At 65.9% G+C, this 19,878-nt stretch carries 14 protein-coding genes and 1 tRNA gene; 13 read left to right on the top strand and 2 right to left on the bottom strand.

All coding sequences use genetic code 11. The features are described 5' to 3' along the window. Nucleotides 1-20: 20 nt before the first annotated feature. From pyk to CXY82_RS11115, 4 genes are all read left to right on the top strand, one after another. On the top strand, nt 21-1,466 hold the full coding sequence (gene pyk / locus CXY82_RS11130) for a pyruvate kinase (protein ID WP_104170992.1): 1,446 nt from the start codon (nt 21-23) through the stop codon (nt 1,464-1,466). Between the two features lie 324 nt (nt 1,467-1,790). Beyond that, nucleotides 1,791-2,285 (top strand): hypothetical protein, encoded by a 495-nt coding sequence (locus CXY82_RS11125; RefSeq protein ID WP_104170991.1) that lies wholly within the window; start codon nt 1,791-1,793, stop codon nt 2,283-2,285. A 122-nt stretch (nt 2,286-2,407) separates the two neighbouring features. Further along, nucleotides 2,408-3,328: a DUF6545 domain-containing protein gene (locus CXY82_RS11120; protein WP_104170990.1), complete on the top strand. Its 921-nt coding sequence runs from the start codon at nt 2,408-2,410 to the stop codon at nt 3,326-3,328. Then, nucleotides 3,325-3,804, top strand: a complete 480-nt coding sequence (locus CXY82_RS11115) for a hypothetical protein (protein ID WP_233199304.1) — start codon at nt 3,325-3,327, stop codon at nt 3,802-3,804. Before CXY82_RS11120 ends, CXY82_RS11115 begins: the two co-directional genes overlap by 4 nt. An 85-nt stretch (nt 3,805-3,889) precedes the next feature. Here CXY82_RS11115 and CXY82_RS11110 read toward each other — a convergent pair. Then, nucleotides 3,890-3,975 (bottom strand) — tRNA-Leu (locus tag CXY82_RS11110). A gap of 38 nt (nt 3,976-4,013) precedes the next feature. On the opposite strand from CXY82_RS11110, the gene CXY82_RS11105 reads away from it, so the two are divergent. Next, nucleotides 4,014-4,619, top strand: coding sequence for an ANTAR domain-containing response regulator (locus CXY82_RS11105; protein ID WP_104100541.1), 606 nt, complete (start codon nt 4,014-4,016; stop codon nt 4,617-4,619). A gap of 19 nt (nt 4,620-4,638) precedes the next feature. Here CXY82_RS11105 and CXY82_RS11100 read toward each other — a convergent pair whose 3' ends face one another. Further along, complete coding sequence (locus CXY82_RS11100) at nt 4,639-5,115, bottom strand: hotdog fold thioesterase (RefSeq protein ID WP_104170989.1); 477 nt, start codon at nt 5,113-5,115, stop codon at nt 4,639-4,641. Between the two features lie 56 nt (nt 5,116-5,171). Between CXY82_RS11100 and polA the strand changes: the two genes are divergently transcribed. The 8 genes from polA to rapZ all read left to right on the top strand — a co-directional run bounded on the left by polA (nt 5,172) and on the right by rapZ (nt 19,831). After that, complete coding sequence (gene polA, locus CXY82_RS11095) at nt 5,172-7,850, top strand: DNA polymerase I (protein ID WP_104170988.1); 2,679 nt, start codon at nt 5,172-5,174, stop codon at nt 7,848-7,850. Between the two features lie 75 nt (nt 7,851-7,925). Beyond that, the gene (locus CXY82_RS11090; protein WP_104170987.1) at nt 7,926-9,602 is read left to right on the top strand and encodes a DUF885 domain-containing protein; all 1,677 of its coding nucleotides are present in this window, start codon (nt 7,926-7,928) and stop codon (nt 9,600-9,602) included. Between the two features lie 177 nt (nt 9,603-9,779). After that, entirely contained in the window at nt 9,780-11,237 is a 1,458-nt protein-coding gene (gene rpsA, locus CXY82_RS11085) for a 30S ribosomal protein S1 (protein WP_104170986.1), read from the top strand. Between the two features lie 99 nt (nt 11,238-11,336). Continuing rightward, nucleotides 11,337-11,966, top strand: a complete 630-nt coding sequence (coaE, locus tag CXY82_RS11080; RefSeq protein ID WP_104100572.1) for a dephospho-CoA kinase — start codon at nt 11,337-11,339, stop codon at nt 11,964-11,966. Between the two features lie 10 nt (nt 11,967-11,976). Continuing rightward, nucleotides 11,977-14,040: an excinuclease ABC subunit UvrB gene (gene uvrB / locus CXY82_RS11075; protein ID WP_104170985.1), complete on the top strand. Its 2,064-nt coding sequence runs from the start codon at nt 11,977-11,979 to the stop codon at nt 14,038-14,040. A gap of 99 nt (nt 14,041-14,139) precedes the next feature. Further along, on the top strand, nt 14,140-17,007 hold the full coding sequence (gene uvrA, locus CXY82_RS11070; RefSeq protein ID WP_233199303.1) for an excinuclease ABC subunit UvrA: 2,868 nt from the start codon (nt 14,140-14,142) through the stop codon (nt 17,005-17,007). A 17-nt stretch (nt 17,008-17,024) separates the two neighbouring features. Then, complete coding sequence (uvrC, locus tag CXY82_RS11065; protein WP_104170983.1) at nt 17,025-18,893, top strand: excinuclease ABC subunit UvrC; 1,869 nt, start codon at nt 17,025-17,027, stop codon at nt 18,891-18,893. Nucleotides 18,894-18,955: 62 nt separating this feature from the next. Beyond that, complete coding sequence (gene rapZ, locus CXY82_RS11060) at nt 18,956-19,831, top strand: RNase adapter RapZ (protein ID WP_104100549.1); 876 nt, start codon at nt 18,956-18,958, stop codon at nt 19,829-19,831. Nucleotides 19,832-19,878 lie beyond the last annotated feature (47 nt).

Below are 19,878 nucleotides of genomic sequence, written 5' to 3'. Positions count from 1 at the left end.
GAAACCGGAGTTTTTTCAGAATGAGACGCGCCAAAATTGTCGCCACGCTCGGGCCGGCAGCAGCCAGCTACGATCAAATTCGTTCCCTTATCGATGCCGGTGTCGACGTCTGCCGGATGAACCTGAGCCACGGGGACTACCAGGTCCACGAGGGTGTTTATGCGAATGTACGCAAAGCAGCGAACGACTCCGGTCGTGCCGTCGCCGTAATGGTCGACCTGCAGGGACCGAAGATCCGTCTCGGAAAATTCGAAGGCGGCCCTTACGAACTGGCCCTCGGAGACATTTTTAAGATCACCACAGAAGAAATCCTGGGTACCAAGGAACTCTCCGGCACCACGTACAAGGGCCTGCCCCAGGACGTCAAGCCCGGCGACTTCCTGCTGATCGACGACGGCAAGGTCAAGGTCGAGGTGGTGGCCACGAACGACACCGTCGTGACGACCAAGGTGATCGTTGCCGGCCCCGTGTCGAACAACAAGGGCATCAACCTGCCCGGTGTCGCCGTCAACGTGCCGGCCCTGTCCGAAAAGGACGAGGCCGACCTGCGCTGGGGCCTCCGCCTCGGCACGGACCTGATCGCGCTGTCGTTCGTTCGGGACGCCGCCGACATCACCCGCGTGCACGAGATCATGGCCGAAGAAGGACGCCGCGTTCCCGTGATCGCGAAGATCGAGAAGCCGCAGGCCGTGGAGAACCTCGAGGGCATCGTCGACGCGTTCGACGCCATCATGGTGGCCCGTGGCGACCTGGGCGTGGAGCTGCCGCTCGAGGCCGTTCCGATCGTGCAGAAGCAGGCGGTCGAGCTCGCTCGTCGCATGGCCAAGCCGGTCATCGTGGCGACGCAGATGCTCGAGTCCATGATCCACAGCCCGGTGCCGACCCGCGCGGAGACGTCTGACGTCGCCAACGCCGTGCTCGACGGCGCGGATGCGGTCATGCTCAGTGGCGAGACCAGCGTCGGCGAATACCCCGTCGTCACGGTCCAGACGATGGCGCGGATTGTCGCGTCGACCGAGGACCACGGCCTGGAGCGTATCGTTCCGCTGACGAACAAGCCGCGTACCCAGGGCGGTGCGATTACCCTCGCCGCCATCGAGGTCGCCGAGTTCGTCGAAGCGAAGTTCCTGTGCATCTTCACGGAGTCCGGTGACTCGGCCCGACGGATGTCCCGGCTGCGGTCGAAGATCCCCATGCTGGCTTTCACCCCGGAGCCCGGTATCCGTCGTCGACTGGCCCTCACCTGGGGCATCCAGACCTACCTGGTCGACCGGGTCACCCACACGGACGCCATGTTCGGACAGGTGGATGACATCCTGCTGGGCCAGGGTCTGGCGCAGCTCGGTGACAAGGTCGTCGTTATCAGCGGTTCCCCTCCCGGAATCGCGGGTTCCACGAACGACATCCGTGTGCACCGCGTCGGCGATGCCCACAATGAAGTTCACCCGGCGTACGCGAAGAAGTAGCGCCGCGACGGAGAAAGCCCCGCCGCCCGGCTTCGGGTGGCGGGGCTTTCTCGTGCTGTCAAATCTGCGCGGCACATCCAAGCGCCGTGATTCTGTGACCCACCGCCCCCGGGCGACACCCTGTTCCCCTTCAGTGTCGCCCATGAGGCTGTGCGCGTGAACACTCCGAACCGGAGCGCGACTGGACGGTCCGTGGCGTGCGCGGGTCCCCCGACCCGGTAGCGTGGACATGTCCAACCACATGTCAGGCTAGCACCTGTTGGACATGTCTAATGTCACGGTCCGGCGCCACGGGACAGCGGCGCACAGGGGGGGGAGCAGGACGTGAACTACGAAGCACGCACCGAGCGGGCGCGCGAACTGGTGGCCACCCTCACCCTCCCGCGTCCGCTGACCGCCGCGACGCTGCACCGGTACATGGAAGGTCTGCGCGGCAAGGCGATCCTGATTCGTGCGGCGAGTCCGCGGCTCGTAGACTCCGGAGTCTGCGGGCTGTGGATCGAGGTCGCCGGGGAGAATTTCGAGCGCATCCACCATGCGCCGACGGACTCCGCCGTGCACCGCCAGCAGTTCATCAACCATGAGTTCGGCCACATGATCCTGCGGCATGAGAAGCAGCTGATGCCGGCCGAGCGGGTCGCGCTGCTCGCACCCCTCATCCCGCTCGACTCGATCGCGTACGCGCTGTCCCGCAGCAACTTCACCGACGAGCAGGAAGCCCTAGCCGAGGCGATCGGCGACCGGCTGGCCCTGATCATGCTCGGAGACAGCGCCGAAACGGCCAACGGCCCCCGAACCGGTTTCGGCCGGGTGCTGTAGTGCAGATCATCCTGCTGTCGGTGTCGGCGTTGATCTGGATCGCCACAATATTGTGCGTGCCGTCAGTCCTTCGCGGTCGTCGTCGCCGTCTCTTTTGGGTCCTCGTTGCTTTCGGGACGACAATGACCCTGCAGCCTTACGTCGTGTACAACGCCGTCGACGGACTGCTGGGTGGGGACAACGTCGCCTACTTCAGCTTTCATGCAACGGCGATCGTTACCATTGGCCTCCTGGACGGCATCGTGCAGGAGGCCGTGTCCGTGGGCGGTCTCACTCGGCGTAGGAATCAGGTGACCGCACTCGTCACCGGCGCAATTGTCACCGCCCAAGCTGTCCTATTCTTCGGCGGAGACTGGCGTTTTCGAGACCAGATCCACGAGGCTTTTCCGAATCGTTGGGATTTCGCCGCCTACTCGTCCACCACGTGGATTGCGATGGCCCTCTTCTCCGTGTCGGTAGGTGCGGCATGCGTGTCCGATCTGCGCCTTCAGCATCGGTTGATCACTCGGGCGTCTCTCGCTCTCGTTGCGCTCGGTTGCCTCGGGGTTCTGGTCTACACGATCGTCAGCTTCGCGAGCGTGACCGCAGCCCTTCTCAGTCCGGACTTCTCCTTTGACGGGTGGCCCTACACCGCTTACCACATCGCCCTCGCCACCGCTCCCGTCTGCCTCGGCCTGGGTCTGGGTCTGACTGCCATGGAAGTGGGTATCCAGGCCCTGTTGAAGACCAGCCGCGACCGGGTGCTGCTGTGGCGGATCACTCCGTTGTGGGAGCGCCTGCTGGCCGGATCTCCGGAGCTCAGCATCGAGCGCGACCTCTCGCACGTCGGACTGCTCCTCGTGCGGGCTCCCGGCGCTCACCTGTACCGGCGTTATGTCGAGGTGTGGGATAGCCTGCTCCTCAACCCAGACCAGAGCCTGACGGTGTCCGAACGGACACTGATCAACGCCGCCGAGAACCACGTGCGGGCCATCCCCGCCGCGGCTTCGATCGTCACCACCCTTGCCCGCCCCGTGACACCCCGACAGGACCACACATCGTGATTGACCCGCGAGCAGCCGACGACAGGCCCAGCATCCCCGGCGAACCGATCAGTCCGCAGCGGGAACTGGCACGCAAGCTCAACCTCCTGCTTGACGTGGTCGTCGCCGAGGGCAACACGCCGCACACCTACAAGCAGATCGCCGCGGGACTGCAGGCGTGGGGCCTGTCGCTCTCCCGAGCCCGGTGGGCCTACATGATCACCGGGGACGGGCCTCTCGTGACAGACGTCGACCTGCTCACGGGCATCGGCGAGTTCTTCCGTATCCCGCCGGAGTACCTGCTGGGCTCTGACTGCGACCTCCCCGACCGCGTCGACTCCCAGCTCGCGTTAGTGAAAAGCCTGCGTGCCCAGCGCGTGGTCAACTTCGCGGCACGCACGCTCGGGGATGTGTCCCCGGAGACGCTGCGGTCGATCACCGCGCTCCTGGAAGAGGACATGCAGCGCGGCGATGCCGCGCGACCCGCTGAGGGCTGACGGGCTGGCCGACGCGCCGACTGGCGCTGACGCCCCGGCAGAGCCGAAACGGCCCGTCTCGGCGGGAATTTCTGCCTGGGGGTGTTGGTACCGGTGGTGGGACTCGAACCCACACGTCCTTGCGAACAAAGCATTTTGAGTGCTCCGCGTCTGCCATTCCGCCACACCGGCTCACAACACCTGCTCCAGAATACCGTAGGCTTTCCCCCGTGACCGACCAAGACTCCACCCCAGTACCTCCTCGCCGCGTTGTCGTTGCCGAGGATGAGTCCCTCATCCGCCTCGACATCGTCGAAATCCTCCGTGACGCCGGATTCGAGGTGGTCGGTGAAGCCGGCGACGGAGAAACCGCTGTCGCCCTGGCCACCGAGCTGCGGCCCGACCTGGTCATCATGGACGTGAAGATGCCGCACCTCGACGGAATTTCCGCGGCCGAGCGCATCACCAAGGCGCACATCGCCCCCGTCGTGCTGCTGACCGCGTTCAGCCAGAAAGAACTCGTCGAGCGCGCCACGGAAGCTGGCGCGCTGGCCTACGTGGTCAAGCCGTTCACCCCGAACGACCTGCTGCCCGCCATCGAGATCGCGCTGTCGCGCTACAGCCAGATCATCACCCTCGAGGCCGAGGTGGCCGACCTCGTCGAGCGCTTCGAGACCCGCAAGCTCGTCGACCGGGCCAAGGGCCTGCTGAACGAGAAGATGGGGCTCACCGAGCCCGAGGCCTTTCGGTGGATCCAGAAGGCGTCCATGGACCGCCGGCTCACCATGCACGACGTCGCCCAGGCGATTATCGAGCAACTCAGCGCCAAGAAGTAACCTTCGGCGGCCGGGCAGATCACCCTTCGGGGTTGATGCCTGGCCGTTTTTCGCGCCTCGGGTCTTGCGCCTCGGGCCGGTTCGTCAGTTCCTTGATCAGATTGGTGATCCGGATCGTCGAGCAGCGCCGGCCCTGATCATCCGTGACCGCGATCTCGTGCGTCGTGAGCGTACGGCCCAGGTGCACCGGCGTGCAGACACCCGTGACGAAGCCCGACGTCGCCGACCGGGTATGCGTGGCATTGATCTCGATCCCCACCGCCAGGCGGCCGGGACCGGCGTGCAGATTGGCGGCCATCGAGCCCAGCGACTCGCCCAGCACGACATAGGCGCCACCGTGCAGGAGCATCGCGGGCTGCGTGTTGCCCTCGACGGGCATCCGTGCGACGGCCCGCTCGATCGTGAACTCGACGAACTCGATGCCCATCTTTTCGGCCAGGGAGCCGGCTCCCCGCTGCTGGACCCACTCGAGGGCGTCCGTGGTCTGGTGGATCATAGTCACCTTCGGTCGCTGCACCTGCCCGCGCCGGATGACGCTTGTAGGCTGTCTCTGTGTCAGATTCCGAAAAGCCTACCCTGATGATCATCGACGGCCATTCCCTGGCCTACCGGGCGTTCCACGCCCTCCCCGTGGACAGTTTCCAGAACCACGACGGGCAGCACACCAACGCCATCCACGGGTTCCTGTCCATGCTGCTCAGTCTGCTACGCAACGAGAAGCCCACGCACATCGCCGTGGCGTTCGACATCTCGCGGTTCTCCTTTCGCACGCGCGAATACGCCGACTACAAGGGCACGCGGGCCAGCACGCCAAGCGAGTTCATCGGGCAGGTGCCGCTGCTGCAGGAGGCCCTGGCTGCGATGAACATCACGACGCTGACCAAGGAAGACTTCGAGGCCGACGACATCCTCGCAACACTGTCCGTGCGCGGCAACCAGGAAGGCTTCCATGTCCTGGTGGTCTCGGGGGACCGGGATACGATCCAACTCGTCAACGAAAACGTCACCCTGCTCTACCCGGCCAGCCAGGGCGTCTCGGCGCTCACCCGCTACGACCCGGCCCGGGTGCGCGAGAAGTACGGCATCGAGCCGGCAAAATACCCGGATGTCGCGGCCCTGGTCGGCGAGACCAGCGACAACCTGATCGGGATCTCCAAGGTGGGGGAGAAGACCGCCGTGAAGTGGCTCGGCCTCTACGGCAGCCTCGACGGCATCCTGGAACACGCCGAGGAGATCAAGGGCGTCGTCGGCAACAACCTGCGCGAGCAGAAAGAGAACGCGATCCGCAACCGGCGGCTCAACCACCTCGTCACCGACCTCGACCTCCCGGTGGAACTCTCCGACCTCGTGCGGTGCCCCATCGACGAACCGGCCGTGCGCGCTGTGTTCGGTCGGCTCGAGTTTCGCACCCTGCTTGACCGCGTGATCAAGCTTGAGGGCACCGGCGCGACCGAAGGCGTCGCCGTGGTCGTGCCGGAGGAAGTGCTGGTCGCCGCGCCTCAGGCCCCCGCCGCCCAGGACCTGCTCGACGAGGAGCTGGCCGCGTGGATCGCCCGGGCCACGGTCGCCTCCCCGCAGGGCCTCGCTCTCTCCGTCGAGGTACACGAGGGCAAGGCCATTGGCTTCGGAGTGTCCGGACCGACCGAGTCGGTAAACCTGCCCTGGCAGCCCGGACGCACGGACTACCTCGCATTCGAGGCCTGGCTGGCCAGCGACTCGCCCAAGATCATGCACGACGCCAAGAGCCAGATCAAGGCGCTCCGCCGCAGCAACCTGGACTTTTCGGGGCTGGTGTTCGACAGCCTGATCGCGGGCTGGCTACTGCGCCCCGGGGTGCCGGACAAAACCCTCGCCACCCTCGTCTTGCGATACCTGGGCGAAACCCTGCCGGTGACCGACCCCAACCAGCTGATCCCGGCCGAGAACGAGGCCGGGGGCGTGCCGGTGGAGTCCTGGTACACGTTCCGGGTGGCCGCGGCCATCGACGCGCTGCTCGACGACGGGTCCCGCGAGGTGCTCACAACCATCGAGATGCCCACCCTGCTGGCACTCTCCGACATGGAACTGGCCGGCGTGGCCGTCTCCCATGACCAGTTGTCGGCACTGTCCGGCCAGCTGGGCGAGCGCGCCGCCGGGTTGGCCGCCGGCGCCTACGCCGAGATCGGCCGCGAGGTGAACCTCGGTTCACCCAAGCAGTTGCAGGAGGTGCTGTTCGACCAGCTCGGCATGCCCAAGACCCGGGCGAACAAGACCGGGTTCTCCACGGATGCCGGGGCTCTGGCCGACCTGCAGGCCAGCAACCCGCATCCGTTCCTTGACATGCTGTTGCAGCACCGCGACGCCACCAAGCTGCGCCAGATCGTGGAGACCCTGGACAAGGCCATCGACGAGACGGGCCGTATCCACACCACGTACGTGCAGATCGGCACGGCCACCGGTCGGATCTCCTCCACCGACCCCAACCTGCAGAACATTCCGGTGCGCACCGAGGAGGGCCGCCGCATCCGGGCCGCATTCCACGCGGCCAACGGGGCCGAATGCCTGCTCACCGCCGACTACTCGCAGATCGAGATGCGCATCATGGCGCACCTTTCCGGCGACGCGGGACTGATCGAGGCCTTCAACGCCGGCGAAGACCTGCACCGGTTCGTCGGCGCCAGCGTGTTCGGCGTGGCGCCGGAAGACGTCACGAACGAGATGCGCTCTAAGGTCAAGGCCATGTCCTACGGCCTGGCCTACGGACTGAGCGCCTTCGGGCTGTCCCGGCAGCTGCGCATCGAGACGAAGGAGGCCAAGCAGCTCATCACAGACTACTTCGCCCGGTTCGGCGCGGTGCGCGACTACCTGCGCAATGTCGTCGAGCAGGCCAAAATAGATGGTTACACGGCCACCATATTCGGCCGCCGCCGCCCGTTCCCCGAGCTGCACAGCGCCAACCGGGTCGTACGCGAGAACGCGGAGCGCGCGGCCCTCAACGCGCCGATCCAGGGGTCGGCCGCCGACATCATGAAGATCGCGATGAACGGGATCGCCGTGGACCTGGTCGACGGCAATTTGGAGTCGCGCATGCTGCTTCAGGTACACGACGAACTGATCTTTGAGGTTGCCCCGGGGGAGTGGGATGCGCTCCGCCAGGTCGTGACGCACCGGATGGAGACCGCAGCGGACCTGTTGGTGCCGCTCGACGTGCAGGTCGGCCGCGGCGACAACTGGGATGCCGCCGCCCACTAGGCAGCGACTACCAGCCGCCCGAATGCGAGGTCCGGCGCTCCGCCCGCGGTCGAGCGCGTGTTCTAGGCTCGGGTCATGACAACCGACAAGCAGCGCACCCCCACGGCGATCGACCGGATCGCCGAGGACTGGGTGGACACCCTCGTCGACATCGACCCGACCGTGGGCACGTACATCGGCCGCACCGAGGTTGACGGCCGCTTCGGCGACTACTCCCCGGACGGCCTGGACCGCAGGGTCGACGCGGCCCGATCCCTCATCACCCGCCTCGACGCGGCCACGGCCGTCGACGACGTCGACGTCGTCACCCGCACCGACCTGCGCAGCTCGCTCGCCCTCGACGTCGAGAGCGCCGAAGCCGGATTGCCGCTGCGCGACCTGAACGTGATCGCGTCGCCGGCCCAGGGCATCCGGGAGGTCTTCGACCTGATGCCCACCGCCACCGTCGCCGACTGGGACACCGTTTCCGCCCGTCTGCGCGCCCTGCCCGGGGCCATCGACGGCTACATCCAGACCCTGCGTCTCGGCATCGAGCGCGGCAGTATGCCTGCCCGGCGTCAGGTGCAGGAAGTCATCCTGCAGGCCCGGCGCCACGCGGCGAACGACGGCTTCTTCGCCGAGTTCGCCGCCAACGCCGGCCACGACACGGGAGCGCTCCCGGCCTCGCTGGCCAAGGATCTCGACACCCGGGCGCGTGTCGCGGCCGCGGCCTATGGAACGCTGGCGGACTTCCTCGGCACCGAGCTCGAGGGTAGGGCCCCCACCCGCGACGCCATCGGTCGCGACCTCTACCTGCTGCAGTCCCGCCGTTTCCTCGGCGCGACCATCGACCTCGACGAAACCTATGAGTGGGGCGTGGAGGAGCTGGCGCGGATGGTCGCCGAGCAGGAGAGCATCGCCGACCTGATCAAGCCGGGCGCGAGCGTGCCCGAGGCCATTGCGTTCCTCGACACCGAACCCAGCCGCAAGCTGCACGGCACCGACGCCCTGCAGAAATGGATGCAGGAGACCAGCGACCGAGCCGTCGCCGAGCTCTCCGAGACCCAGTTCGACATCCCCGACGAGATCAAACGCCTCGAGTGCCTGATCGCCCCCACCCAGGAAGGCGGCATCTACTACACCGGGCCTACGGACGACTTGTCCCGCCCGGGCCGGATGTGGTGGTCGGTGCCGATCGGGATCACCGAATTCGACACCTGGCGCGAATTGACCACCGTCTACCACGAGGGCGTGCCCGGCCACCATCTGCAGATCGGCCAGGCCGTCTACAACCGGGCCAAGCTGAACACCTGGCGCCGCCAGCTGGCCGGCACCTCGGGTCACGCCGAGGGCTGGGCGCTCTACGCGGAACGTCTGATGGAGCAGCTGGGCTACCTCGACGACCCGGCCGACCGTCTCGGCATGCTGGACGGGCAGCGGATGCGCGCCGCCCGCGTCGTCCTCGACATCGGCGTGCACCTCGAGAAGCAGCTGCCCGACGGTTCGGGCCCCTGGACCGCCGACTACGCCTTGGAGTTCCTGGGCCGGAACGTGAACATGAACGCGAGCTTTGTCAAGTTCGAGGTGAACCGGTACCTCGGCTGGCCGGGGCAGGCCCCGTCCTACAAGGTCGGCCAGCGCATCTGGGAGCAGCTGCGGGACAGGTACAGGGAGCGCGAGGGCGACGCCTTCTCGATCAAGGAGTTCCACCGCAAGGCCCTCGATCTCGGCGGGGTCGGCCTGGACACCCTCCAGGCGGCGATGCTCGGCTAACGTTCGGGGTCGATCGGCGTAGTTTCGGTGGGGACGGGCAAGTTGCCGGCCTCTCCCGCAAACAGGTAAGCTTGACTGTCACGTTTGTGACGAACTGTCCACCGCCATGCATGGTGCACGAGCACGAGTTTTTCCCGTGTGTGGCCCGAACTATGTCCATCCTGGAGCAACTACTACATGACAAACGCAACGACCGAACGGGCACCCAAGCAGGTCGCCATCAACGACATTGGATCTGCTGAAGACTTTCTTGCCGCGGTCGAAAAGACTCTGAAATTCTTCAACGACGGAGACCTCATCGAGGGCACCGTGGTGAAGATCGACCGCGACGAGGTTCTCCTCGACGTGGGCTACAAGACCGAGGGTGTCATTCCCTCCCGCGAACTTTCCATCAAGCACGACGTCGACCCCTCTGAGGTCGTCAAGGTCGGCGACCTGGTTGAGGCCCTCGTTCTTCAGAAGGAAGACAAAGAAGGCCGCCTCATCCTGTCCAAGAAGCGCGCTCAGTACGAGCGTGCATGGGGCGACGTTGAGAAGATCAAGGAGTCGGATGGCGTTGTCACCGGTTCGGTCATCGAGGTTGTCAAGGGTGGCCTCATCGTGGACATCGGACTTCGCGGGTTCCTCCCGGCCTCGCTCATCGAGTTGCGCCGTGTTCGCGACCTGACCCCGTACCTGGGCCAGGAGATCGAGGCCAAGATCCTCGAACTCGACAAGAACCGCAACAACGTCGTGCTGTCCCGTCGTGCGCTGCTCGAGCAGACTCAGTCCGAGAGCCGCACCACGTTCCTCAACAACCTTCAGAAGGGACAGGTCCGCAAGGGCGTTGTCTCGTCGATCGTCAACTTCGGTGCGTTCGTCGACCTGGGTGGCGTTGACGGTCTGGTTCACGTCTCCGAGCTCAGCTGGAAGCACATCGAGCACGCCAGCGAAGTCGTCGAGGTTGGCCAGGAAGTCACCGTCGAGATCCTTGAGGTCGACCTCGAGCGCGAGCGCGTGTCGCTCTCCCTCAAGGCCACGCAGGAAGACCCGTGGCAGGTCTTTGCTCGCACCCACGCCATCGGCCAGGTTGCACCGGGTAAGGTCACCAAGCTCGTTCCGTTCGGCGCGTTCGTTCGCGTTGCCGAGGGCATCGAGGGACTCGTTCACATCTCCGAGCTCTCCGGCAAGCACGTCGAGCTCGCCGAGCAGGTCGTGTCGGTCGGCGACGAGGTCTTCGTCAAGGTCATCGACATCGACCTCGAGCGTCGCCGCATCTCGCTGAGCCTCAAGCAGGCCAACGACGGTGTCGACCCCGAGGGCACCGAGTTCGACCCGGCGCTCTACGGAATGCTCACCGAGTACGACGACCAGGGCAACTACAAGTACCCCGAGGGCTTCGACCCGGAGACCAACGAGTGGCGCGAAGGCTTCGAGACCCAGCGTGAGAAGTGGGAGCAGGACTACGCTGCAGCCCAGGCTCGCTGGGAAGCCCACAAGAAGCAGGTTGCCTCCGCGAACGACGAGATCACCGCCGTCGGCGATGTCCCGTCCGCCGCAGGCAACACCTTCTCGAACGAGACGGCCGGCGCCGGCACGCTCGCGGACGACGAGGCCCTCGCAGCACTGCGCGAGAAGCTCTCCAGCTCCAACTAGCAACGAGCTGACCGAAGGCCGCACCCTCCGGGGTGCGGCCTTTTTTCGCTTCGCCGGCGGATGCCGGTTCGTCCATCGAGGGCCGTTAGCATGGCAAGTGTGTACTTGATTGGACTGACCGGCGGGATCGCATCCGGAAAAAGCACCGTCGCGCGGCGGCTAGTGCAGCACGGGGCCGTGCACATCGACGCCGACCAACTCGCGCGGGTCGTGGTCGGGCCCGCCACCCCGGGGCTTGTCAAGATCGCGGATGCTTTCGGTGACGCGGTGCTGCTGCCCGACGGCAGCCTGAACCGGGTGGCGCTCGGCGCGGTCGTGTTCCGCGACCCGGAGGCGTTGGACCGCCTCAACGCGATCGTGCACCCCGAGGTGCGTGCGCGCTCGAACGCACTGATCCGCGAGGCGGAAGATGCCGACCGCAACGCGATCGTCGTGTACGACGTGCCCCTGCTGGTGGAGGCAGGCGTCGACCATCCTTTCGACCTCGTCGTCGTCACCCAGGCCGACGAGCCGACCCGGGTGCGCCGCATGGTGGAGCTGCGGGCGATGGATGTCGGCGAAGCGGAGCGCCGGATCCGCGCCCAGGCCAGTGACGCCGACCGTCACAGGATCGCCGACGTCGTCATCGACACGGGCGGCACTCTTGAGCAGACCCTGGAGCAGGTCGACGTGCTGTGGGACCAGGTGCGGGGTCAGGGTCAGCAGCGCATTGTCAGAGGCGCTCCGTAGACTGACGAGCATGGAACCCACGCGCTCTGTTAATCCGTTCGAGGTGGTGAGCGAGTACACGCCGAGCGGCGACCAGCCCACAGCGATCGCCGAGCTGGCCGGCCGCATCAACGCCGGAGAGACCGACATCGTGCTGCTCGGCGCCACCGGAACGGGCAAATCGGCGACCACGGCCTGGCTGATCGAACAGGTGCAGCGGCCGACCCTGGTGCTCGCCCATAACAAGACCCTCGCCGCGCAGCTCGTGAACGAATTCCGTGAGCTGATGCCCAACAATGCCGTCGAGTACTTCGTGTCGTATTACGACTACTACCAGCCCGAGGCCTATGTGCCCCAGACCGACACCTTTATCGAGAAGGACTCCTCGATCAACGCGGAGGTCGAGCGCCTACGGCACTCCACCACGAACTCCCTGCTCAGCCGGCGCGACGTCATCGTGGTTTCCACGGTCTCCTGCATTTACGGCCTCGGCACGCCCGAAGGCTACCTCGAGGCCATGGTCGCTCTACAGGTCGGTCAACAGGTCAACCGGGACTGGCTGATCCGCAAGTTCGTTGCCATGCAGTACCAGCGCAACGACATCGACTTCTCCCGCGGCCACTTTCGGGTGCGCGGCGACACCATCGAGATCATCCCGATGTACGAAGAACTCGCCATCCGGATCGAGATGTTCGGCGACGAGATCGAGGCGCTCTACAGCCTGCATCCGCTCACCGGCGACATCGTGAGGAAGCTCGACTCCGTTGCCGTCTTCCCCGGCTCGCACTACGTGGCCAGCACGGACGTGATGGAGCGCGCCATCGGCACCATTCAGGAGGAGCTCGCCGAACGGCTTGAGCAGCTGGAGCGCGAGGGCAAACTGCTCGAGGCCCAGCGCCTGCGCATGCGCACGCAGTTTGACCTGGAGATGATGGAGCAGATCGGTTTCTGCTCCGGCATCGAGAACTATTCCCGGCACATCGACCAGCGGCAACCGGGGGAGGCGCCGCATTGCCTGCTCGACTATTTTCCTGACGACTTCCTGATGGTCATCGACGAGTCCCACGTCACGGTGCCGCAGATCGGCGCCATGTACGAGGGCGACTCCTCGCGCAAGCGCACACTCGTCGATCACGGGTTCCGGCTCCCGAGCGCCCTCGACAACCGACCGCTCAAATTCGGGGAGTTCAAGGGGCGCGTCGGCCAGACCGTCTACCTCTCCGCCACCCCCGGCAAGTACGAGTTGGGCATCGCCGACGGCATCGTTGAACAGATCATCCGTCCCACCGGGCTGATCGACCCGCAGATCATCGTCAAGCCCAGTAAGGGCCAGATCGACGACCTTCTCGAGGAGATCCACAAGCGCGTCGACCGCAACGAACGCGTCCTGGTCACCACGCTCACCAAGAAGATGGCCGAGGAACTCACTGACTTCCTCACCGAGGCCGGCGTGCGGGTGCGGTACCTGCACTCGGATGTCGACACGCTCCGTCGCGTCGAACTCCTCACTGAGTTGCGGGCCGGCGTCTACGACGTCCTCGTGGGCATCAACCTGCTCCGCGAGGGGCTCGACCTGCCCGAGGTTTCGCTTGTCGCCATCCTCGACGCCGACAAGGAGGGCTTCCTCCGTTCGGCGACCTCGCTGATCCAGACCATCGGCCGCGCGGCCCGCAACGTCTCCGGCGAGGTGCATATGTACGCCGACCGGCTCACGGCCTCGATGGAGCGCGCGATCGACGAGACCGACCGCCGCCGCGAAAAGCAGGTGGCCTACAACACCCTTCACGGCATCGATCCCACCCCGCTGCGCAAACGGATCGCTGACATCACCGAGGTTCTCGCTCGGGAAGAGGCGGACACCGCCGAGCTCCTGGCCGGTCGCGACACCCGCCGCAAGGGCGTCGCGGCGACTCCGCGCCGGCAGGGACTGGCCGCGAACGGCGCGAACGACCTTGAGTCGATTATCGCCGACCTGAACGGCCAGATGCTCGAGGCGGCGGGGGAGCTCAAGTTCGAGCTCGCGGCCCGGCTCCGCGACGAGGTGTCCGAGCTGAAGCGCGAGCTGCGCCAGATGGAGAAGGCCGGCCACATCTGATCGGATGTTTGGACGTGGCTGGGTAGACTTCGAACATTTGTTCGCTCAGGGCGTGCTGATTCGCAGGGTTGGACGCGTGACGCTGCATAGAATCAAATGGTGTCAATTTCCAAGGTAGAGACCGGATCAAAACTCAACGTTCGTGGTGCCCGTGTGCACAACCTGCACAACGTGGACCTCGAGATCCCGCGCGATTCGCTCGTCGTCTTCACGGGACTGTCCGGCTCGGGCAAGTCTTCGCTCGCGTTCGACACCATCTTCGCGGAGGGCCAGCGGCGCTACGTCGAATCGCTGTCCGCGTACGCCAGGCAGTTCCTGGGCCAGGTCGACCGACCCGACGTCGACTTCATCGAGGGCCTGAGCCCTGCCGTCTCCATCGACCAGAGGTCGACCAACCGCAACCCTCGGTCGACCGTGGGCACCATCACCGAGGTCTACGACTACATGCGGCTGCTCTGGGCGCGCATCGGTGTGCCGCACTGCGCCGTCTGCGGCGAGGTCATCCAGGCACAGACCGTGCAGCAGATCGCCGACCAGCTGATGGGACTCGATGAGGGCGTCCGTTACCAGGTGCTCAGCCCGGTCGTATCCCAGAAAAAGGGCGAGTTCGTCGACCTGTTCAAGGAACTGGCAGCGGGCGGTTATTCCCGCGCCATCGTCGACGGCACCCCGATCCAGCTCAACGAGCCGCCCGTTCTGAAGAAGCAGCTCAAACACGACATCTCTGTGGTCATCGACCGTCTGGTCGCCGGCCCCGACCTGCTGAGCCGGCTCACAGACTCCCTTGAGACGGCGCTCAAGCTGACCGACGGCATCGTGCAGATCAACTACGTCGACCGGGAGGGCGACGAGGCTTGGCAAAGCTACTCGGAGAAGCTCTCCTGTCCCAACAACCACCCCGTGCAGCTCACCGAGATCGAGCCGCGCACATTCTCCTTCAACGCGCCCTTCGGCTCCTGCCCTGAGTGCTCCGGGCTCGGCACGCGCATGTCGGTCGACGCAGACCTGCTGCTCGGCGACCCCGAGCTCAGCATCGCGGACGGCGTCGTGCTGCCCTGGACCACGCAGGGCAAGGGACTGTTCCAGTACTACGAGAAGCTCCTCGACGGGCTCGCCCGCGACCTGGACTTCTCCCTCGACACCCCGTGGGGCGAACTGCCCGCCGAGGTGCAGGACGCCGTTCTGCGCGGCGACAACTTCGAGGTCAAGGTGAAGTGGAAGAACCGCTACGGCCGGGAGATGAGCTACACCTCCGGCTTCGAGGGCGTCGTGCCCTACATTGAACGTCAGTACCTGCAAGCGGAGTCCGACACCCAGCGCGCCCGCTGGGGAGAATACCTGCGCGAAGTCGACTGCCCCGTCTGCTCCGGAACCCGGCTCAAGCCCGAGGTCCTCGCCGTGCTCGTGCACGGGGCCAGCATCGCGGATGTCTGCAACCTCAGTCTCACCGACGCCCGCGATTTCATGAACAAGCTCGAGCTGACCGACCGGGAGGCCGTCATCGCCGCGCAGGTGCTGCGAGAGATCAAGGCGCGCCTGGACTTCCTGATCCGCGTCGGCCTGAACTACCTCAACCTGGCCCGGGCCGCGGCGACCCTGTCCGGCGGCGAGGCGCAGCGCATCCGTCTGGCCACCCAGATCGGGTCCGGCCTGACCGGGGTGCTGTACGTGCTCGACGAACCGAGCATCGGCCTGCACCAGCGCGACAACCGACGGCTGATCGAGACCCTGGTAACCCTGCGCGACCTCGGGAACACCCTGATCGTGGTTGAGCACGACGAAGACACCATCAAGACGGCCGACTGGGTCGTCGACATCGGCCCGGGCGCCGGCGTCAACGGCGGCCATGTCGTGCACTCCGGTTCCTACGCCGACCTGCTCACCAACACGGAGTCACTGACCGGGGACTACCTTGCCGGCCGCAGGTCCATCCCGACCCCGGCCACCCGGCGCGAGATCGACCCGGCGCGCGAAATCTCGGTTATCGGCGCGGAGGCCAACAATCTCAAGAAGGTGTCGGTCAGCTTCCCGCTCGGCACGTTCACGGCCGTGACCGGCGTCAGCGGATCGGGCAAGTCGTCTCTCGTCAACGACATCCTGTACCGGGTACTGGCCAACCGGCTCAACGGCGCCCGTAAACTCCCCGGCCGGCACACCCGCGTCACCGGGCTCGAGCAGCTCGACAAGGTCATCCACGTCGACCAGGCCCCGATCGGGCGCACGCCGCGCTCCAACCCTGCCACCTACACCGGCGTCTTCGACAAGATCCGCACCCTCTTCTCCGAGACGATCGAGGCTAAGGCGCGCGGCTACCTGCCCGGCCGGTTCAGCTTCAACGTCAAGGGCGGCCGCTGCGAAGCCTGCTCCGGCGACGGCACGATCAAAATCGAGATGAACTTCTTGCCCGACGTCTACGTTGCCTGCGAGGTCTGCGGGGGAGCGCGCTACAACCGCGACACCCTCACCGTGCACTACAAGGGTAAAAGCATCGCCGAGGTGCTGGACATGCCGATCAGCGAGGCCGCCGATTTCTTCGAGGCGATCTCGTCCATCCACCGGTTCCTGAACACCCTCGTCGAGGTCGGCCTCGGCTACGTGCGCCTCGGCCAGAGCGCCACGACGCTGTCCGGCGGCGAGGCCCAGCGCGTCAAGCTGGCCACCGAGCTGCAGCGCCGGTCCAATGGCCGCAGCGTGTACGTGCTCGACGAGCCCACGACCGGCCTGCACTTCGAAGACGTGCGCAAACTGCTGCTTGTGCTGAACAGCCTGGTCGACAAGGGCAACACCGTGATCGTGATCGAGCACAACCTCGACGTGATAAAATCCGCCGACTGGGTGATCGACCTCGGTCCCGAGGGCGGCTCCGGCGGGGGCCGCGTGCTTGCCACCGGAACCCCGGAGCACGTCGCCACCGTGAAGAAGAGCCACACGGGCATGTTCCTGAAGGAGATCCTGGCGGCACACTGACCGCCTCAGGAACCATCATGTCCGATGCGCTGAGCTACCGCCCCAAGACGGGCGAGATCCCCACGAGTCCCGGGGTGTACCGATTTCGTGACGAAACCGGGCGGGTACTCTATGTCGGCAAGGCCAAGAACCTGCGGGCGCGGCTCGCGAACTACTTCGCCCCGCTGAGCAGCCTGCATGAGCGCACCCGGCGCATGGTCACCACGGCCAGCTCGGTTGAGTGGACGGTCGTCGGCACCGAGGTCGAGGCCCTCCAGCTGGAGTGGACCTGGATCAACGAGTTCGACCCGCCCTTCAACGTGCGGTTCAAGGACGACAAGTCCTACCCGTACCTCGCGGTGACCCTCGCCGACGAGGCGCCGCGGGCTCTCGTCACCCGCACCACCGGCATCCGCGGCGCCCGGTATTTCGGACCGTACCCGAAGGTCTGGGCCGTGCACGAGACAATCGAGCTGATGCTCAAAGCCTTCCCCATCCGCACCTGCAACAACGCCAACTACAAACGAGCCATTCAGTCCGGCAAGCCCTGCTTCGGCGGGCAGATCGGGCGGTGCTTCGGCCCCTGTTCCGGCCTGGTCTCCATCGAGGAGCACCGGGTGATCGTAAATGAGTTCGTCAGCTTCATGGGCAGCCAGGATCGCAAGCTGATCAACCAGCTGACCGCGGAGATGAAGGATGCCGCGGTGGGCCAGAACTACGAGGTCGCCGCCAAACGGCGCGACCAGGTGCGGGCGCTGAACGCCGTTCTGGAGAAGAGCGCCGTCGTGCTCCGCGACAGCGTCGATATCGACCTGTTCGCCATCGACCAGGATGAACTCGCCGCGGCGGTGCAGCTGTTCATCGTGCGGGGCGGCCGCATCCGCGGTGTGCGCGGCTGGATGGTCGACAAGGAACTGGACCTCACGACGAGCGACCTGATCGACTCGATCATGCTGACGGCCTACGGCTCCGGAGCCGTGCCTCCGCGGGAGATCGTTGTGCCGGAGTTGCCCGACGACGCCGCGGCGCTGGAAACCTGGCTGGCCGGCGTCGGCAAACGCAAGGTCCGGCTTGTCGCTGCCCAGCGGGGCGAGAAGGCCGCCCTGCTCGCCACGGCAACCCAGAACGCCAAGCATGCCTTGATGCTCTACAAGACCCGGCGGAGCTCCGACTTCGTCGCCCGGTCCAAGGCCCTCGAAGACATCCAGGAGGCGTTGGAGATGCCGTCTGCGCCGCTCAGGATGGAATGCTACGACGTCTCGCACCTGAGCGGCACCAACATCGTCGCCTCCATGGTGGTGTTCGAAGACGGGTTGCCGCGAACCGACGAGTACCGCCGGTTCAGCATCCCCGAGTCCACGGATGACACGGACTCCATCTACCGCACGCTTACCCGCCGCCTGGCCTACCTGATCCCCGACGAGGAAGCGGCGCCGGAGAGCGAGGCCGATGCCACGGTGAAGCGCAAGAAGTTCCGGTACCAGCCGAACCTGCTCATCGTCGACGGCGGCCAGCCTCAGGTGGCCGCGGCGGCGCGGGCGCTGCGCGAATCCGGCGTCACCGGTATCCAGCTGTGCGGAATCGCGAAGCGGCTCGAGGAAATCTGGTTGCCGGACTCCGACTACCCGGTGATCCTGCCGCGCAACAGTGACGCCCTGTTCCTGATCCAGCGCATCCGCGACGAGGCGCACCGGTTCGCGATCATGCACCAGCGCTCGAGAAGGAAGCGGGACATCACGTCGGTGCTGGGCGAGGTCCCCGGTCTCGGCCCGGCCAGAGTCAAGGTGCTCCTGCAGCATTTCGGCTCCGTCACCCGGCTCAAGGAGGCGCCGGCGGAGGCGATTGCCGACGTTCGCGGCATCGGTCCGGTGCTGGCCGAGGCGATTCATCGCCACTTGCGCGCCTGAACGGTCCGGCTGATCGGTAGGCTGGACACTCAGGTTCCACCCGATCGAAGGCGCAGTCCAGAATGACAACGGAGAACGACAGGCAGGAAATGCTTATCGTGACGGGGATGTCCGGCGCAGGCCGCTCCACCGTGGCCAACGCGCTGGAAGACCTGGGCTGGTACGTCGTCGACAACCTTCCGCCGCAGATGCTGCGCCCGCTGGCCGAACTCGTCGGCCGGGCCGGCACCAGCCTGCCGAAGATCGCCGCCGTGGTCGATATCCGCGGCCGAGACTTCTTCACCGATTTCCAGGAGATCCTGCACTCGCTGCGGAAGACGTCCCAGGTGCGGGTCATTTTCCTCGAAGCCCGCGACGACGTGCTCGTGCGACGGTTCGAATCCGTGCGACGACCGCATCCGCTGCAGGGCGACGGCACGATCCTTGACGGCATCGCGGCCGAGCGCGTCAAGCTCAGCGCCGTGCGCGAGTCCTGCGACCTCGTCATTGACACCTCCGATCTCAACATCCACCAGCTGGCCACGTCGATCTCGGACCGCTTCGCCGCCGAGGACGCCGCCGGGGTGCACGTCACGCTGATGAGTTTCGGCTTCAAGTACGGCCTTCCCACCGACGTCGACATGGTCGCCGATGTGCGTTTCCTTCCCAACCCGTTCTGGGTTCCCGAACTGCGCAGCCACAACGGCCAAGACTCCGAGGTGCGGGATTTTGTTCTCGCCCAGACCGGGGCGCGGGAGTTCATCTCGCACTACGCGGCGGCCCTGGAACCGGTCCTCGCGGGGTACCAGCGGGAGAACAAACGCCACGCGACCATCGCGGTCGGGTGCACGGGCGGCAAGCACCGCTCGGTCGCCATGGCCGCGGAAATCGCGGCCCTGGTCAAGGACTTCCCCGGTGTCGCGGTCAGCGTCAAGAATCGCGACCTCGGACGGGAATAACCCGGTCATGGGCGACTGCATCCCGCAGACGCCCACTCCGGCCAGAA

The sequence above is a fragment of the Cryobacterium sp. M23 genome (assembly GCF_002929655.1).
In the GTDB taxonomy this organism is placed as follows: Bacteria; Actinomycetota; Actinomycetes; order Actinomycetales; family Microbacteriaceae; genus Cryobacterium; species Cryobacterium sandaracinum.
Note: the sequence above shows the minus strand (reverse complement) of the source record. Positions and strands in the feature narration are given on the sequence as shown.